Origin of the sequence: Bacillus sp. B1-b2 (genome assembly GCF_009183415.1) — a bacterium.
Lineage (GTDB): Bacteria > Bacillota > Bacilli > Bacillales > Cytobacillaceae > Niallia.
Map to the genome: position 1 here is coordinate 1 of NZ_WEHU01000037.1, position 16255 is coordinate 16255.

The window sequence follows — 16255 nt, forward strand, 5'->3', positions numbered from 1 at the left end:
AAGGATCAGTCATGATTTTTGAGTGATTCTTTCTAACACCCCACCAAACGAAGTGCGGTAGTAGCTGGAGAAGAAAAATATCTCATTTTTTTGTGTCTACTTTCTTGACAGAAGACCAGAATTCTAAAGTAGTGGGTATAATTTCCTGTTATATTTTGTTCTATTTTCGACAAAATCCAACACATAAAGGAAAAAGAGCAGTTAAGTGGTAGTCAGTTGCAGGAATACATCTTTTTAGGTATATTTTGATGGGGCAATTGGTAAAATGGCAATGTTTAAGCTGTATTCTTCCAATTTTTTTGTTTCGATAACAAGGAAGAATGGTTACAATAGTAATATCGGTTATTATAAGAAAAGTTACATATTTTACTAATTTATATAGGAGGAAAATAAGTGAAAAAACAAGAGAAAACATTTTATATTACAACACCTATTTATTATCCAAGCGGTAATCTACATATTGGTCATGCCTATACAACAGTAGCTGGAGATGCAATGGCTCGCTATAAGCGCATGAGAGGGTATGAGGTTCGTTACTTAACTGGTACAGATGAGCATGGACAGAAAATTCAACGTAAAGCAGAAGAAAAAGGAATTACCCCTATTGAGTATGTAGATGAAATAGTTGCTGGCATAAAAGAGTTGTGGGATAAGATGGATATTTCCTATGATGATTTTATCCGTACAACAGAAAAAAGACATACAGCAGTTGTTGAAAAAATGTTTAAAAAGTTGTTAGATCAAGGAGATATCTATTTAGATGAATATCAAGGGTGGTATTCTGTTTCCGATGAAACCTATTATACGGAATTACAGCTAGTTGACCCTATTCATGATGAAAATGGAAAAATAATTGGTGGAAAAAGCCCTGATAGTGGACATGCAGTAGAGCTTGTAAAAGAAGAATCATACTTTTTCAAAATGAGTAAGTATGCAGACCGATTATTAGCATTCTATGAGCAAAATCCTGAGTTTATCCAACCTGAATCTCGTAAAAATGAAATGATAAATAATTTCATTAAACCAGGATTAGAAGATCTTGCTGTTTCAAGAACTACTTTTGACTGGGGGATAAAGGTTCCTGGTGATCCAAAGCATGTTGTTTATGTATGGATTGATGCCCTATCCAATTATATTACTGCACTTGGGTATGGATCAGAGGATGAGTCGCTATATAACAAATTTTGGCCAGCAAATGTACATTTAGTTGGGAAGGAAATTGTGCGTTTCCATACCATCTATTGGCCGATCATGTTAATGGCATTAGATCTGCCTCTTCCTAAGAAGGTATTTGCACATGGATGGATCTTAATGAAAGATGGAAAAATGTCTAAGTCTAAAGGAAATGTTGTAAATCCTGTCACGTTAATTGATCGTTACGGTTTAGATGCATTACGTTATTATTTATTACGAGAAGTTCCGTTTGGATCTGATGGTGTCTTTACTCCAGAAGCTTTTGTAGAAAGAGTAAACTTTGACTTAGCTAATGATTTAGGAAATCTGTTAAATCGTACTATTGCAATGATTAACAAGTACTTTGATGGAATGATTCCTGTCTATAAAGGCTCAGAAGGAGTATATGAGCAATCACTTGTTCAATCACATAAAGACACTGTTGAAAAGTATAAAGAACACATGGAGAAGATGGAATTCTCTGTTGTTTTAACAACACTTTGGCAGTTGATTAGTAGAAATAACAAATATATTGATGAGACTCAGCCTTGGGTATTAGCAAAAGAGGGAAAAACGGAAGAGCTAGCTACTGTAATGGTGCACTTAGCGGAATCTTTAAGAAGAATTGCTATTTTAATTAAGCCTTTCTTAACAGAAACACCAAATCGAATTTTTGACCAGTTAAATATTCAAGAAGAATCTTTGAAAAATTGGGATAGCTTAAAAGAATTTGGGTTGCTTCCATCCGATAAGGTTGTAGAAAAAGGAGAACCAATTTTTCCGCGATTAGATATGAAAGAAGAAGTAGAATTTATAAAATTAGAAATGCAAGGTCCAGTAAAACAAGAGGCTAAGAAGGAAGAAGTAAAAGTAGAAGCTCCTGAATCAGAAGAAATCTCTATTGATGATTTCATGAAAATTGATTTAAGGGTCGCAAAAGTACTTCAAGTGGAGCCGATTAAAAAGGCGGATAAATTATTGAAGCTGCAATTAGACCTTGGGTATGAACAAAGACAGGTTGTCTCTGGAATTGCGAAATACTATTCTCCAGAGGAATTAGTAGGTAGAAGAGTAATTTGTGTTACTAACTTAAAGCCAGTTAAGCTAAGAGGAGAGCTATCTCAAGGGATGATATTAGCAGGCAGCCAAGATGGTGTATTATCACTTGCAACTGTAGATGAATCATTACCATTAGGTGCAAAGGTAAAATAAGGTTTAAACAGAAAAACATGGAGCCGTCTTTGGTGATTTAAATGGAAGACGACTCTATGTTTTTCTCTATTCAAATTCCCTTTCTATAAGAGGTAGCAAAATAGAATTTAGTAAAGTCAGTTATAAGAAAGGATGGGTAAGATGTTATTTGATACTCATACACATATTAATGCAACGGAATTTAATGAGGATATAGAGGATGTTATTAGTCGAGCATTGGATGCGGGAATGGAAAAGATGGTCGTTGTGGGCTTTGATCATCCAACTATAAAAAGAGCGATGGAATTAGTGGAGCAGTATGATTTTGTTTATGCAAGTATAGGATGGCACCCTGTTGATGCTATTGATATGGTGGAAGATGATTTAACGTGGATTGAGGAGTTAGCTAAACATCCTAAAGTTATTGCAATAGGAGAAATGGGTTTAGACTATCATTGGGATAAGTCTCCAAAGGATGTACAAAAGGAAGTATTCAGAAAGCAAATTCGGTTGGCTAAAAAAGTAAAATTACCTATAATTATTCATAATCGTGAAGCAACTGCTGATATAGTGGAAATTCTAAAAGAGGAAGCAGCAGAAGAGGTTGGAGGGATTATGCATTGTTATGGAGGAAGTGTTGAAACTGCATTGGAATGTATAAAAATGAATTTTTACATATCTCTTGGAGGAACGGTTACTTTTAAAAATGCCCGAAAACCTAAAGAGGTGGCAGAAGCCATTTCCTTAGATCATTTGCTTATTGAAACAGACTGTCCATATCTAGCTCCAACTCCTTTCAGAGGGAAAAGAAATGAACCAAGCTATGTGAAATTAGTGGCAGAAGAGATAGCAAAAATAAAAGGAATTTCTTATGAGGAAGTGGCAAAAAAAACAACAGATAATGCAAAAAAATTATTCGGCATAAAATGATAAGGGTTTGTGTCGAATGGGGATAGAGTTTGTCCTAAAAACCCTTTGTTCTTAAACGTTCTACATTGCTTTCTTTTCTCATAGACTAATTATGTCGATATTTCTTTCTTTCCTTTCTCCCGCTTTTTTTGCATAATAAGAAATACGTTCAAAGATTCTTAAGGGTTGACAGCAGACATGATACTCTATATAATCACTCCGAGAGAAAAGGAGGCGTTTTTCATCGTAATCCAAAACATGAAAAACCTGTTTTCTAAATCTTTGAGCAAGAAGAAAATGCCCATTTTTATTGCGAGTTTCATAGTTTTCGCAAGTGCTTTAACGTTTATTATTTATGAAACGACGAAGACTTCAGTGGCATTAACCTTAGATGGCAAGAAGCAAATCATCGAGACGCACTCATCTACTATACAAGAATTATTAGATGATTTGGATATTGCTGTTAGCTCAGAAGATTATGTGTTTCCCTCGTTGAACACAGAGATTACGGATGACCTAGAGGTTGTCTGGAAGAAAGCAAAACAGGTTGAATGGCAAAAAGACGACGAGAAGAAAACGGTTTGGACAACAGTAGGAACTGTTAAAGAGTTTTTAGAAGAGCAAAAAGTATCTTTGAACGAGCATGATCAGATCAACCAAAAACTAGATTCTAGCATTAAACATAACATGGATATTGTCGTACATACCGCATTTCCAATAACACTTGTAGACGCAGGACAGGAAACACAAGTATGGTCCACTTCGACTACGGTCGCTGACTTTTTAAACAAACAAGAGATATCACTTGCACAATTAGACCGAGTTGAACCAGATCTAAAAGAGAAAGTGAAAGCAAATGCCGTTGTAAATATTACACGAATAGAAAAGGTCACCGATGTAGTGGAACAACCGATTAATTATGCCGTTATTACTCAAAAGGATAGCAGCCTACCTGAAGGGACAGAGCAAGTAGTCCAAGAAGGAAAAGAAGGCTTAGTTTCCAAAGAGTTTGAAGTAACAAAGGAAAACGGTAATGAAGTTTCTAGAAAGCTACTTAGTGAGAAAACAGTAACGGAAAAACAAGATAAAGTAGTTACTGTTGGAACGAAGACGGATGTACAGCTTGCATCCCGCGGGGAAGAAAGCGGGAAAGAGGTACATGTTAATTCTACTGCCTATACGGCAAGTTGTAACGGTTGTTCTGGACGGACTGCCACAGGTATTGATCTGAAAGCTAACCCAAATGCAAAAGTAATTGCTGTCGACCCTAGTTTCATCCCTTTAGGTACTAAAGTATATGTAGAGGGTTATGGCTATGCCATTGCTGCAGATACAGGCGGTAGTATTAAAGGGAAAAAAATTGACGTATTCTTCCCAACCACTGCTGAAGCTTATCGTTGGGGCAATAGACAGGTAAAGATTAAGATTATCGACTAATTGACAGGACAGGGGATTTAACCTCTGTCTTTTTTTTATTATTACTCGTTTCTTGACTTATTTGTTTAAAAAGAAAGTTAAGCTATAATAAGAAAAGAAATTAGTTATGATACTCTGTATATATAGACGATTCATGTTACAATTATGTTTCATTTTTTTTTCAAATTTTAAATTTTTTTTGGAGGCTTCATGAAACTCAAAGAAATAATAGTAGTGGAAGGTAGAGATGACACAACTGCGGTAAAAAGAGCAGTTGATGCAGATACAATTGAAACAAATGGGTCTGCCATTAATATAGAAACATTAGAAAAGATAAAACTAGCTCAGGCTACGAGAGGTGTAATCGTTCTGACTGATCCAGACTATCCAGGACAAAAAATACGCCATGCTATAGAAAAATATGTCCCTGAATGTAAACATGCCTTTATTCCAAAGGATCAAGCTATTCATAAGCACGGTAAGGGAGTAGGCGTAGAGCATGCTTCTATAGAGGCAATAAGAGCGGCATTAAAAGATGCACATCTGATGCAGGAAATAGTGGAAGTGGACATTACAAAAGAAGATTTAATAGATGCGGGGTTAATTGGCGGTGCAGGTTCAAAGGAGCGGAGAGAGCAACTAGGAAAATTGCTTAGAATCGGTTATACCAATGGAAAGCAGCTTCATAAACGGCTTACTATGTTCCAGATAACAAAAGAAGCATTTGCGATTGCTATAAAAGAAATACGCCAGGAGGAAGGAAATGTATAAAGACATAGCGACACCAGCTAGAACAAAAGCCATTTTAGATAAATATGGATTCTCTTTTAAGAAAAGTTTAGGTCAAAATTTCTTAATTGATACAAATATCTTGCGTAATATTGTTGATCACGCTGATCTCACAGAGGAATCAGGAGCAATAGAAGTGGGACCAGGGATTGGGGCATTGACGGAGCAACTGGCAAAAAGAAGTAAAAAGGTAGTGGCGTTTGAAATTGATCAGCGACTTTTACCAATCTTAAACGATACCTTATCTCCTTATCCCAATACAAAGGTAATTCATCAAGATATATTAAAGGCAAATGTAAAAGAAATGTTAGAGGAAGAATTTGCAGATATTAAGGATATTATGTTAGTTGCTAACTTACCTTACTATGTGACAACCCCTATCATCATGAAAATACTAGAAGACAAACTGCCGCTTAGAGGAATTGTAGTTATGCTTCAGAAAGAAGTAGCGGAGAGAATATCGGCTAAGCCAGGTACGAAAGAGTATGGCTCTTTATCTATAGCTATCCAATACTATACAAAACCAGAAGTAGTGATGATTGTTCCAAAAACAGTATTTGTTCCACAACCTAATGTGGATTCTGCGGTGATTAGGTTAACAATAAGAGAAACGCCTTCTGTAATCGTTAAGAGCGAAGAATTCTTCTTTAAAGTGACAAGAGCAAGTTTTGCACAAAGAAGAAAAACCATCTTAAATAATTTATCAAGTCAATTAGAAGGCGGAAAAGAACACAAGGATTTAATAATTGAAGCGCTACAAGAAGCAAACATAGAGCCGAATAGAAGAGGAGAATCTCTTTCTATTGAGGAGTTTGGCCTCTTAAGTGATTGTTTATATAATAAGTTGAATGGATTACAATAGGGATAGGTAGGGTTTAGAGGATGTATTTATGCATCCTCTTTTCGTTTATATGTTGGCATTCGCTCTTCACAACTTATTAGGTGTATGCATATTTTATTTAAGATAAGTTGGAATACAATCCACCAAAGATTAGTTTTTTGGTTAATTGGGGTGACACCAGTGAATATAAACAAGATGGATATTGTCGGAAGAGAATCCTATAACTGTGATATATTATTTAGAATTATTGACGTTAAAGAAGAAAATGGAAAGAAGATAGCAGTGCTGTATGGAGAAGACTTTCGCCTTATAGCAGATGCTCCTTTTGACGATTTATTGGTTATTAATCAACCGATGAAGCGAAAGATTACACAAGAGGTACAATTATTAGAAGAGCAATCACTACAATTATTTCGTCAAGACGTTAATTTGTTAAAAAGAAAGCAAGAATACCAGGCTACTGATGCATATAGTAAACCATCCAACTATTTTCAACTACCAGGTAAGGTTCTTCATTTAGATGGTGACCCGAATTATTTAAAAAAATGCCTAGCTTTATATGAGAAAATTGGTATACCAGTCAATGGAGTTCACTGCAATGAGAAAGAAATGCCGACTAGAATAAGTGCTCTTCTTGATTATTATAGACCAGATATTCTTGTAATTACTGGTCATGACGCCTATTCAAAAGCACTCGGTGATAAAAAAGATATTAATGCATATAGACACTCCAAATATTTTGTTCAGGCTGTAAGGGAAGCAAGGAGAAAAGTGCCTCATTTAGATCAACTGGTGATTTTTGCAGGTGCGTGTCAGTCCCATTTTGAATCCCTTATATATGCAGGTTCTAATTTCGCTAGCTCCCCTTCTAGAGTCAATATACATGCACTAGACCCAGTATATATTGTTGCCAAGATTAGCTTCACTCCATTTATGGATCGGGTAAATGTTTGGGATGTTCTAAGAAATACTTTAACTGGTGAGAAGGGGCTTGGTGGGATAGAGACAAAGGGTGTCCTTAGAACCGGTATGCCATATCACACTAGCAACCCAGAGGAGATATAATTTATCTGTTGGAAACTGTGCTTTTCCATTTGACTAGTTAAATGAAAATAAAGCGTAAGATACAAATATTAAGATTGCAACAGGTGACATAGAATACCTGTTTTTTTGTTGTTTTTGGAGACAAGCTGCTATGAAAAACGAAAAGATATGAAAATTAAAAACTTTTTACATATTTATAAAAGTAGAGGATATACTAAATTTGTTGAAAAATCGGAGAAAAATAAGAATAAAATCTATTGACAACTTCTAAAAAAGATTGTTATAATTTATATTTTTGTTTGACTCTGTTGTGTCAGTGTGATATACTTTACACAGTGAGGTGGACCGAATGGCGAAAACATTATCAGATATTAAAAAAGCTCTTGATTCAAATTTAGGAAAAAGACTTATGCTGAAGGCAAATGGCGGTCGTCGTAAGACTATTGAGCGCCAAGGAGTACTAGCAGAGACTTATCCATCCGTATTTGTAGTGGAATTAGATCAGGATGAAAATGCATTTGAACGTGTATCATACAGCTATGCGGATGTTTTAACAGAAACGGTTCAAATTACCTTCTTTGAAGATACATCAGGACAAGTTGCTCTAAGTTAACTATATATTGCTTATGGCTATAAGTAGCAGTGAACAATTTGTTTACTGCTTATTTTTATGGAAAAAAGTAATATTCTATGTATAATGAATTGCTTTTATTGGCAACAAATAGATAACATGAAAAAAATGAATTAGATAAATACTAAATCTACCGTGAGTGATGAAAGGAGAGAATCACTTTGAGTAGACGAAGAGGAATAATGTCTGAAGGATTTAAAGAAGAGCTAGCAAAGGAATTGGGTTTCTATGACGTAGTCCAGAAAGAGGGCTGGGGAGGAATTCGAGCAAAAGACGCAGGGAATATGGTGAAACGCGCCATTGAAATAGCGGAACAGAGTCTTCTTGATTCTAAATAAAGATATTTATTAAGACACTTTACGTCCATCTTGTTGTAATGAATCATAATGGAGTTACTCACGGTAAAAGGATGGATCTATTATTAGTTTCTCTATACTATAAAAAAGGTAGTATAGATACTAGGAGCTAATAATAGGTCCTTTTTTTCAAAAAAGAAACGAACTTACTATTAAATCGATATTATATTACATAGAAAATCAATCTCTTTTGTATGTGCAAACATATTTTATGGTAAAATCACTATATCCATATAGAGGAATAGAGGAATAGAAGAATGGAAACTTATCCATTCTCAAGTAAAAGAAGAATGTAAGTGGGTGGAAATGTTGAAGCTTTTAGTTAAAGCACCAGCTAAAATCAATTTATCATTAGATGTACTACATAAAAGACCAGATGGTTATCATGAAGTAGAGATGATTATGACGACGATAGATTTAGCTGACAGAATTGAATTGACGCTACTAGATAGCGACCGAATACAGATTATTTCTCTTAATAGATTTGTTCCTGATGACCAAAGAAATCTTGCTTATCAGGCTGCAAAGCTTCTAAAAGAAAAATTTAATGTACAAGAAGGCGTATCTATTAAAATTGAGAAAAATATTCCTGTTGCTGCTGGACTTGCAGGTGGAAGTAGTGATGCGGCAGCAGTACTAAGAGGCTTAAATAAATTATGGAATTTAGGGTTGTCTTTAGATGAATTAGCAGTCATTGGGGCAGAGATAGGATCTGATGTATCTTTTTGTGTGTATGGTGGAACCGCTCTCGCTACAGGTCGAGGAGAAGTTATTCAAGAGCTACCAGCCCCACCTGTATGCTGGGTGATCTTAGCGAAGCCATTTATTGGTGTTTCTACTGCTGATATTTATAAAAGGTTAAATGTGGAGACCATTGCGCATCCTCATACAAAAAGTATGATTGAGTCTATTCATTCAAAGGATTATGATCTTATGTGTAATAGTGTAGGAAATGTATTAGAGAATGTGACTTTGAAACTATATCCAGAAGTTGCTCAAATAAAAGATCAGATTAATAAATTTGGAGCAGATGCTGTTTTAATGAGTGGGAGTGGTCCAACTGTCTTTGGATTAATACAGCATGATTCTAGAATGAATCGTGTCTATAACGGATTAAGAGGGTTTTGTGATCAAGTTTTTGCCGTTCGAATGATTGGACAGCGACATACCCTTGATTAAATCCGTATAATAATGTAAAATTATCCGTAAATATTCGGATTTTGGAGGTTCGGTTATGAAATTTCGTCGTAGTGAGCGTTTAATAGACATGACGAATTATTTACTGGAGCATCCTAGGCAATTAGTCTCGTTATCTTACTTTGCAGACAAGTATGAATCAGCCAAGTCCTCTATTAGTGAGGATTTGGCTATTATTAAGGAAACGTTTGAGCAAAGAGGTATTGGGACACTACATACATTGCCTGGAGCTGCAGGTGGAGTAAAGTATCAAGTGAAAGTTAGTGATGAAGAGGCTAGTCCATTTGTAGATGAGTTATGTGAGCTAATTAAAAGCCCTGAAAGACTCTTACCAGGTGGATACTTATTTATGAATGATATACTTGGAAACACTTCTATTGTTCAAAAAGTAGGGAAGCTTTTTGCATCCGCATTTTCAGATACAGAAATAGATGTCGTCATGACAGTAGCAACGAAAGGTATTCCTTTAGCTTATGCTGTAGGAATGTATTTAAACGTCCCTGTTGTAATGGTAAGAAGAGATAGTAAAGTAACAGAGGGCTCAACAGTAAGCATTAACTATGTTTCAGGTTCCACTAAGAGAATCCAAACAATGCTTTTATCAAAGAGAAGTTTGGATGAAGGATCTAAAGTTTTAATCGTGGATGATTTTATGAAGGCTGGCGGTACCATTAATGGTATGATTAGTTTACTAGAAGAATTTAATGCGGTAGTTGCAGGAATTGCAGTCTTAGTCGAAGCGGAAGAAGCAGAAGAAAGATTAGTAGATGATTATCTTTCGTTAGTTAAATTATCTGGTGTAGATGTGAAGGAAAAAACCATATCTGTTAGAAATGGTAATTACTTTGACAAAAAATAAATGGTAGGAGGAAACGAAAATGAAAGTTGTTCAAACAAATCAAGCACCAGCAGCAATAGGACCATATTCTCAAGGTATAGTAGTGAATAATATGTTTTACAGTTCTGGGCAAATTCCTCTAACTGCGGAAGGAACACTTCTTGAAGGGAATGTACAAGAACAAACCCATCAAGTGTTTAAAAACCTTCAGGCTGTTTTGGAAAGTGCAGGTGCAACTTTTGACACAGTAGTGAAAGCAACTGTTTTCATAAAAAACATGGACGATTTCCAAGCGATCAATGAAGTATATGGAGAATATTTCTCTACTCATAAGCCAGCTCGTTCTTGCGTAGAAGTAGCAAGACTACCAAAAGATGTATTAATTGAAATAGAAGTTATTGCATTATGTAAATAAATACCACAAAAAAGGTATTTTTAAGCAAATTTCAGCAATTTATCCTAAATATTCTAAAAAAATTCATCTATAAAGAAGGAGTTACGAAAATTCTGTTGAATTAATTAACTAGATTTTATCTTCTAGTAAAGGTGGTGAACAGAATGGAAGTAACTGATGTAAGACTACGCCGAGTTAATACAGATGGACGAATGAGAGCTATTGCCTCTATTACACTAGATAATGAATTTGTTGTTCACGATATTAGAGTAATAGATGGAAATAATGGTTTATTTGTTGCGATGCCGAGTAAAAGAACTCCAGATGGAGAATTTAGAGATATCGCACATCCTATTAACTCTGGGACAAGAGGTAAAATCCAAGAAGCTGTTTTAGCAGAATACCACCGCTTGGGTGAATTAGAAGTTGAGTTTGAAGAAGCAGGGGCTTCTTAAAATAATCTGCAGCTAGAGCCTACTTCAAGAGAGTATGGCTCTTTTTTTTTGTTCCAGATACTATCCCTATATTTTCTAATGAAAACTATCCTCATATTTAGTATGATATAACATAGAAGCATTTCCATTCTCTAATCCTCATAGATGATAATAGGTAAATCAGATTTCCTTTTTTTAGGGCAATGAATACCTCATTCATTGCCAACGCGTAAGAACAATTTATCCAAATAGCCTGTTTAATTTAAAAAATCTTCAGAAGTATACATAAATCGTGAATCCTTCCTTGAAATTAGCGGGTATTTGATATATATTTTTTAGTGGATAAAAAGCACATTGGAGGCCTATGAATGACAACTCGTTACGCAGTGATTTTAGCCGCAGGACAAGGAACAAGAATGAAGTCTAAGTTATATAAAGTACTTCATCCTGTTTGCGGCAAACCGATGGTTCAACATGTTGTAGATCAAGTGGCGAAATTACAAGTGAGCCAAATAATAGCAGTAATTGGCTTTGGATCGGAAATGGTGAAGGCACAGCTTGGTAGTGATGTTCATTATGTAAATCAAGAAGAACAGCTTGGTACAGCACATGCAGTTATACAGGCAAAGGACTTACTTAGTGGAAAAGAAGGAGTAACATTAGTTGCTTGTGGAGATACACCACTCATTACAAGTGAAACGATAGAAGCTCTTTTCTTACATCATGAAAAAAGTAATGCTAAAGCTACTATCTTAACAGCAAAAACAGATAAACCAGATGGCTATGGAAGAGTTATTCGAAATCAATCTGGAGTAGTAGAAAAAATTGTGGAGCATAAAGATGCTACAGAAGCGGAAAGAAAAATTACAGAAATTAATACTGGTACGTATTTATTTGATAATGCATTATTATTTGAGGCGCTTAATCAAGTATCAAATGAAAATGTACAAGGAGAATATTATCTACCAGATGTAATTGAAATTCTAAAAAAGAAAGGCGAAGTAGTAACTGCCTATCAAACTGAGGATTTCAATGAAACGATTGGTGTGAATGATCGTGTTGCTTTATCAGAGGCAGAAGCAATTATGAGAAAGCGAATCAATGAGTTTCATATGCGTAATGGAGTAACGATTATTGATCCTCTAAACACTTATATTGAAGCAAGCGTAACGATTAAGGAAGATACAGTTATATTACCTGGTTCAACTTTAGCAGGTATGACGACTATCGAATCAAATTGTATTATTGGGCCAAATACAGAAATAAATAATTGTTTAGTTGGAGATAATACGGCTATTAAGCAATCTGTAGCAAGTGATAGTAGAATTGGTTCTCATGTTAATATAGGACCATTTGCTCATATCAGACCTGCTTCTGTTATTGATGATGAAGTGAAGATTGGCAATTTTGTTGAGATTAAAAAAGCAGAAATGGGTAAAGGAAGTAAAGCATCCCATTTAAGCTATATTGGAGATGCAAAAGTAGGTAGCGATGTAAATATTGGTTGTGGAACCATTACAGTTAATTATGATGGAGAAAACAAATTCTTAACAACCATTGAAGATGGTGCTTTTATTGGTTGTAACTCTAACCTAATTGCTCCAGTTCATATTGGTAAGGGTGCCTATGTTGCAGCAGGGTCTACTATTACAGATGATGTTCCATCTGACGCGTTATCAATAGCGCGTGCTCGTCAAATCAATAAAGAAAATTACAAAAGAAAATAACCTTGAGAAGATTACTAAGTAAGAAGAATAAAAATGGTTTCCTTTTTTCTGATGGGTCATCTAAAAACTATTGGAAGAAAGCCAGTGGAGGTTCAGCATGCCAGTTAAGAATTTAGATCCAAATTTAAAAGTATTCAGTTTAAACTCAAATCCAGCCCTAGCGCAAGAAATCGCAGCTTCTATCGGAGTGGAATTAGGTAAATGTTCTGTAACACGTTTTAGTGATGGGGAAATACAAATTAACATAGAAGAAAGTATTCGTGGTTGTGATGTATATATTATTCAATCTACAAGTGCTCCTGTTAATGAACATATAATGGAATTATTAATTATGATTGATGCTTTAAAGCGTGCATCAGCTAAGACCATCAACTTAGTAATCCCTTATTATGGTTATGCTAGACAAGATAGAAAAGCAAGAGCTCGTGAACCAATCACAGCTAAGCTAGTTGCAAATCTATTAGAGACAGCTGGTGCTACAAGAGTTATTACACTAGATCTACATGCACCTCAAATTCAAGGGTTCTTCGACATTCCAATCGATCATTTAATGGGTGTTCCAATTCTAGGAAATTATTTCAGTCAACGTGAATTTGATGGAGATATTGTTATTGTTTCTCCAGATCACGGTGGGGTAACGAGAGCAAGAAAGCTCGCTGAGCGTTTGAAAGCACCTATTGCTATCATTGATAAAAGAAGACCAAAGCCAAATGTGGCAGAAGTCATGAATATCGTAGGGAATATTGAAGGGAAAATTGCTATTCTTATAGATGATATCATTGATACAGCAGGAACTATCACACTTGGAGCAAATGCACTTGCAGAGAACGGCGCAAAAGAAGTTTATGCATGTTGTACACATCCAGTACTGTCAGGTCCTGCAATGGATAGAATTAAAAATTCTAAAATTAAAGAATTAGTAGTAACGAACTCTATTGAGCTAGCGGAAGAAAAGCTTTCTGATAATGTTATTCAATTATCTGTTGCTGATCTTTTAGGAGAAGCAATATTACGTGTTCATCAAGACCAATCTGTAAGTTTCTTATTCGATTAATATCTCTAATACGTAGTCGTCTATCTTTTAAGATAGGCGACTATTACTTTTTAATCGCAGTTCCATAAGAGCAATGTATGGGCATATTTCTTTCTAATACCAATTGTAATAAAAGGGATTCTAGCTAAACAAGATTACCCTTCTTTCTTTATTCTTAAGACTCTATGTTTAAATTGTGGCAGTTTAGGGCATTTTTTATATAAGAGACTATTTTGGAATAAAAAATGGAAGGTGATACTATGACAACAACATTACAAGCAAATAAACGAAATACAGAAAAACATTCTACTTTAACTAAATTAAGAAATAGTGGTGACATTCCTGGGATTGTTTATGGGTCAGCAGTAGAAAATACAGCTATTTCTTTAAGTGAAGCTAACTTTTTAAAAGTAATGAAAGAGGCTGGAAGAAACGGCGTTATATCTCTAGATGTTGATGGTAAAACACATAATGTCGTTCTAAATGAATATCATTCAGATCCAATTAAACGTAATATCCTTCATGTGGATTTTATCGCAGTAGATTTATCTAAGGAAATGAGTGCTGCTGTTAAAGTAGCATTAACTGGAGATGCTAGTGGAGTGAAAGATGGTGGCGTGCTTCAACAAGCATTGCATGAAGTTACTGTAACTGCAAAGCCGACTGACTTCCCACAAAGTATCGATATTGATATTAGTGAACTTCAAGTTGGAGAAACAATTACTGTTGGAGATATCAAAGGTTATGCTAAAATAGAAATTAACCACGATAAGGAAGAAGTAATTGCGTCTATTTTAGCACCAAGACAAGAGGAAGAAATTAGTACTGGGGAACAGCAAGAGGAAGGAATGCCTGATAACGTCGAAGGTAGAGAAACAGAGCCTGACACAACAAAAGATTAATATTCCATTCAAAATGCTCCCTTTGTTGTATAATATAGTTACATGATGATAAAGACAGAATTAGTACTATCTCAAAAATAGACAAAAGGAAGGTTTGTCCGATAAGTGATTCTATTGGTCAAACCTTTCTTTCTGTATGTATTATAAGAATAAAGGGTGATAATAATGAAGTTAATCGTAGGTCTTGGAAATCCAGGTAAGCAGTTTGATAAAACGAGACATAATATAGGCTTTGAAATAATCGATTATTTATCAGAAGCTTATAGCATTCCGCTGGATAAATCGAAATTTAAAGGTAGTTTTGGTATAGGTACCATTTCAGGTGAAAAGGTTATCTTATTAAAACCACTTACATATATGAATCTATCAGGAGAATCTATTCGTCCTATTATGGATTACTATGAAATAAATATAGATGATCTAGTTGTTATTTATGATGATTTAGACTTGCCAGTAGGAAAAATACGTTTACGCCAAAAAGGTAGCTCTGGTGGGCATAATGGAATAAAATCTACTATTCAACATACTGGGACAGAAAAGTTTAACCGTATAAGAGTAGGAGTAGATCGCCCGAAAAATGGCATGAAAGTCACAGATTATGTTTTAGGCAGATTTACTAAGGAAGAAACAGAGATACTAGAAGACATTATAAAAAAATGCGCTGATGCATGTGCAGAATGGACGCAGTCACCTTTTTTACAAGTAATGAATAAATATAATATTCAATAAGGAAGCATCATCTATTAAAGCTTGTTATATTTATAGTGGAATAGGTTAATACTAGCATTATCTATTTGAAAATTGCTGGTAAGGAGGCCTATTTATATGGCTATTCATTATCGTTGTAGACATTGTGGGGTTCATATAGGATCTATTGACTCTAATATGGTTGATACAAATCAATTGGGGTTTCAACATCTTACAGGAGAAGATCGCTCTGATATGATTCAGTACAATCAAGCAGGGGATATTTATGTGAAGTCTATTTGTGAGGATTGTCATGAATCTCTCGCGAAGAATCCCGATTACTATGAGAATGATTACTTGATTCACTAATGGTAGGTAGAAGGTAAGATAAAATGCTGATAACATAGAAGGGTGTTAATGTTATCTGCCATTTTCTCTTATCTATTTCTTTTGAAAAATTCCATAAGAAAAAATTCTGAGAATCATCCTAGAAAAGGAACGTGAAAGGTCATTAGGATGAGTAATAGTAGCTTTGGAAGATAATCCAAAGCATTTTTTAAGTTTACGTCTCCATAGGAATTCTTTTTCATATTGCAGGAATATAAGCATGATATCTCGTATATAACAACACTATGTAAGTATTTTAAGAAAAACAAAAGTAATGGTTTAGATAAATAATAAAGCTAGACGGAT

At 34.9% G+C, this 16255-nt stretch carries 17 protein-coding genes; all 17 read left to right on the plus strand.

Annotated elements, in window-relative coordinates; translation table 11 throughout:
• The first annotated feature begins 393 nt into the window (after nt 1-393).
• The 17 genes from metG (at nt 394) to F9279_RS22230 (ending at nt 15931) form a co-directional block, all read left to right on the plus strand.
• The gene (metG, locus tag F9279_RS22150) at nt 394-2385 is read left to right on the plus strand and encodes a methionine--tRNA ligase (protein ID WP_152116309.1); all 1992 of its coding nucleotides are present in this window, start codon (nt 394-396) and stop codon (nt 2383-2385) included.
• 141 nt (nt 2386-2526) lie between these two features.
• On the plus strand, nt 2527-3294 hold the full coding sequence (locus tag F9279_RS22155; protein WP_152116310.1) for a TatD family hydrolase: 768 nt from the start codon (nt 2527-2529) through the stop codon (nt 3292-3294).
• A 237-nt stretch (nt 3295-3531) separates the two neighbouring features.
• Nucleotides 3532-4710: a G5 and 3D domain-containing protein gene (locus F9279_RS22160; protein ID WP_193224670.1), complete on the plus strand. Its 1179-nt coding sequence runs from the start codon at nt 3532-3534 to the stop codon at nt 4708-4710.
• 189 nt (nt 4711-4899) lie between these two features.
• The gene (gene rnmV / locus F9279_RS22165) at nt 4900-5460 is read left to right on the plus strand and encodes a ribonuclease M5 (RefSeq protein WP_152116312.1); all 561 of its coding nucleotides are present in this window, start codon (nt 4900-4902) and stop codon (nt 5458-5460) included.
• Nucleotides 5453-6340: a 16S rRNA (adenine(1518)-N(6)/adenine(1519)-N(6))-dimethyltransferase RsmA gene (gene rsmA, locus F9279_RS22170; RefSeq protein WP_152116313.1), complete on the plus strand. Its 888-nt coding sequence runs from the start codon at nt 5453-5455 to the stop codon at nt 6338-6340. Before rnmV ends, rsmA begins: the two co-directional genes overlap by 8 nt.
• A 159-nt stretch (nt 6341-6499) precedes the next feature.
• Nucleotides 6500-7384 (plus strand): sporulation peptidase YabG, encoded by an 885-nt coding sequence (gene yabG / locus F9279_RS22175; RefSeq protein ID WP_152116314.1) that lies wholly within the window; start codon nt 6500-6502, stop codon nt 7382-7384.
• 328 nt (nt 7385-7712) lie between these two features.
• On the plus strand, nt 7713-7976 hold the full coding sequence (veg, locus tag F9279_RS22180) for a biofilm formation stimulator Veg (RefSeq protein ID WP_152116315.1): 264 nt from the start codon (nt 7713-7715) through the stop codon (nt 7974-7976).
• Nucleotides 7977-8155: 179 nt separating this feature from the next.
• Nucleotides 8156-8332 carry a small, acid-soluble spore protein, alpha/beta type gene (locus F9279_RS22185; protein ID WP_152116316.1) on the plus strand — a complete coding sequence of 59 codons (177 nt, stop codon included), beginning with the start codon at nt 8156-8158 and terminating at the stop codon, nt 8330-8332.
• Between the two features lie 327 nt (nt 8333-8659).
• Nucleotides 8660-9529, plus strand: a complete 870-nt coding sequence (ispE, locus tag F9279_RS22190) for a 4-(cytidine 5'-diphospho)-2-C-methyl-D-erythritol kinase (protein WP_152116341.1) — start codon at nt 8660-8662, stop codon at nt 9527-9529.
• Between the two features lie 55 nt (nt 9530-9584).
• Nucleotides 9585-10406, plus strand: a complete 822-nt coding sequence (gene purR, locus F9279_RS22195; protein ID WP_152116317.1) for a pur operon repressor — start codon at nt 9585-9587, stop codon at nt 10404-10406.
• A gap of 19 nt (nt 10407-10425) precedes the next feature.
• Nucleotides 10426-10800, plus strand: a complete 375-nt coding sequence (locus F9279_RS22200; RefSeq protein WP_152116318.1) for a RidA family protein — start codon at nt 10426-10428, stop codon at nt 10798-10800.
• Between the two features lie 143 nt (nt 10801-10943).
• On the plus strand, nt 10944-11234 hold the full coding sequence (spoVG, locus tag F9279_RS22205) for a septation regulator SpoVG (protein ID WP_003347151.1): 291 nt from the start codon (nt 10944-10946) through the stop codon (nt 11232-11234).
• 347 nt (nt 11235-11581) lie between these two features.
• The gene (gene glmU / locus F9279_RS22210; protein WP_152116319.1) at nt 11582-12940 is read left to right on the plus strand and encodes a bifunctional UDP-N-acetylglucosamine diphosphorylase/glucosamine-1-phosphate N-acetyltransferase GlmU; all 1359 of its coding nucleotides are present in this window, start codon (nt 11582-11584) and stop codon (nt 12938-12940) included.
• Between the two features lie 97 nt (nt 12941-13037).
• Nucleotides 13038-13994, plus strand: a complete 957-nt coding sequence (locus tag F9279_RS22215; RefSeq protein ID WP_152116320.1) for a ribose-phosphate diphosphokinase — start codon at nt 13038-13040, stop codon at nt 13992-13994.
• A gap of 239 nt (nt 13995-14233) precedes the next feature.
• Complete coding sequence (locus tag F9279_RS22220) at nt 14234-14875, plus strand: 50S ribosomal protein L25/general stress protein Ctc (protein WP_152116321.1); 642 nt, start codon at nt 14234-14236, stop codon at nt 14873-14875.
• Nucleotides 14876-15040: 165 nt separating this feature from the next.
• A complete protein-coding gene (pth, locus tag F9279_RS22225; RefSeq protein ID WP_152116322.1) occupies nt 15041-15604 on the plus strand; it encodes an aminoacyl-tRNA hydrolase in 564 nt (187 codons plus the stop codon).
• A gap of 96 nt (nt 15605-15700) precedes the next feature.
• A complete protein-coding gene (locus F9279_RS22230; RefSeq protein WP_152116323.1) occupies nt 15701-15931 on the plus strand; it encodes an anti-sigma-F factor Fin family protein in 231 nt (76 codons plus the stop codon).
• Nucleotides 15932-16255: the final 324 nt, after the last annotated feature.

Coding starts and splice junctions, on each gene's coding strand:
- F9279_RS22155 (WP_152116310.1), top strand. CDS start 2,527: ATGTTATTTGATACTCATACACATATTAATGCAACGGAATTTAATGAG.
- F9279_RS22160 (WP_193224670.1), top strand. CDS start 3,532: ATGAAAAACCTGTTTTCTAAATCTTTGAGCAAGAAGAAAATGCCCATT.
- rnmV (WP_152116312.1), top strand. CDS start 4,900: ATGAAACTCAAAGAAATAATAGTAGTGGAAGGTAGAGATGACACAACT.
- rsmA (WP_152116313.1), top strand. CDS start 5,453: ATGTATAAAGACATAGCGACACCAGCTAGAACAAAAGCCATTTTAGAT.
- veg (WP_152116315.1), top strand. CDS start 7,713: ATGGCGAAAACATTATCAGATATTAAAAAAGCTCTTGATTCAAATTTA.
- purR (WP_152116317.1), top strand. CDS start 9,585: ATGAAATTTCGTCGTAGTGAGCGTTTAATAGACATGACGAATTATTTA.
- F9279_RS22200 (WP_152116318.1), top strand. CDS start 10,426: ATGAAAGTTGTTCAAACAAATCAAGCACCAGCAGCAATAGGACCATAT.
- spoVG (WP_003347151.1), top strand. CDS start 10,944: ATGGAAGTAACTGATGTAAGACTACGCCGAGTTAATACAGATGGACGA.
- glmU (WP_152116319.1), top strand. CDS start 11,582: ATGACAACTCGTTACGCAGTGATTTTAGCCGCAGGACAAGGAACAAGA.
- F9279_RS22215 (WP_152116320.1), top strand. CDS start 13,038: ATGCCAGTTAAGAATTTAGATCCAAATTTAAAAGTATTCAGTTTAAAC.
- F9279_RS22220 (WP_152116321.1), top strand. CDS start 14,234: ATGACAACAACATTACAAGCAAATAAACGAAATACAGAAAAACATTCT.
- pth (WP_152116322.1), top strand. CDS start 15,041: ATGAAGTTAATCGTAGGTCTTGGAAATCCAGGTAAGCAGTTTGATAAA.
- F9279_RS22230 (WP_152116323.1), top strand. CDS start 15,701: ATGGCTATTCATTATCGTTGTAGACATTGTGGGGTTCATATAGGATCT.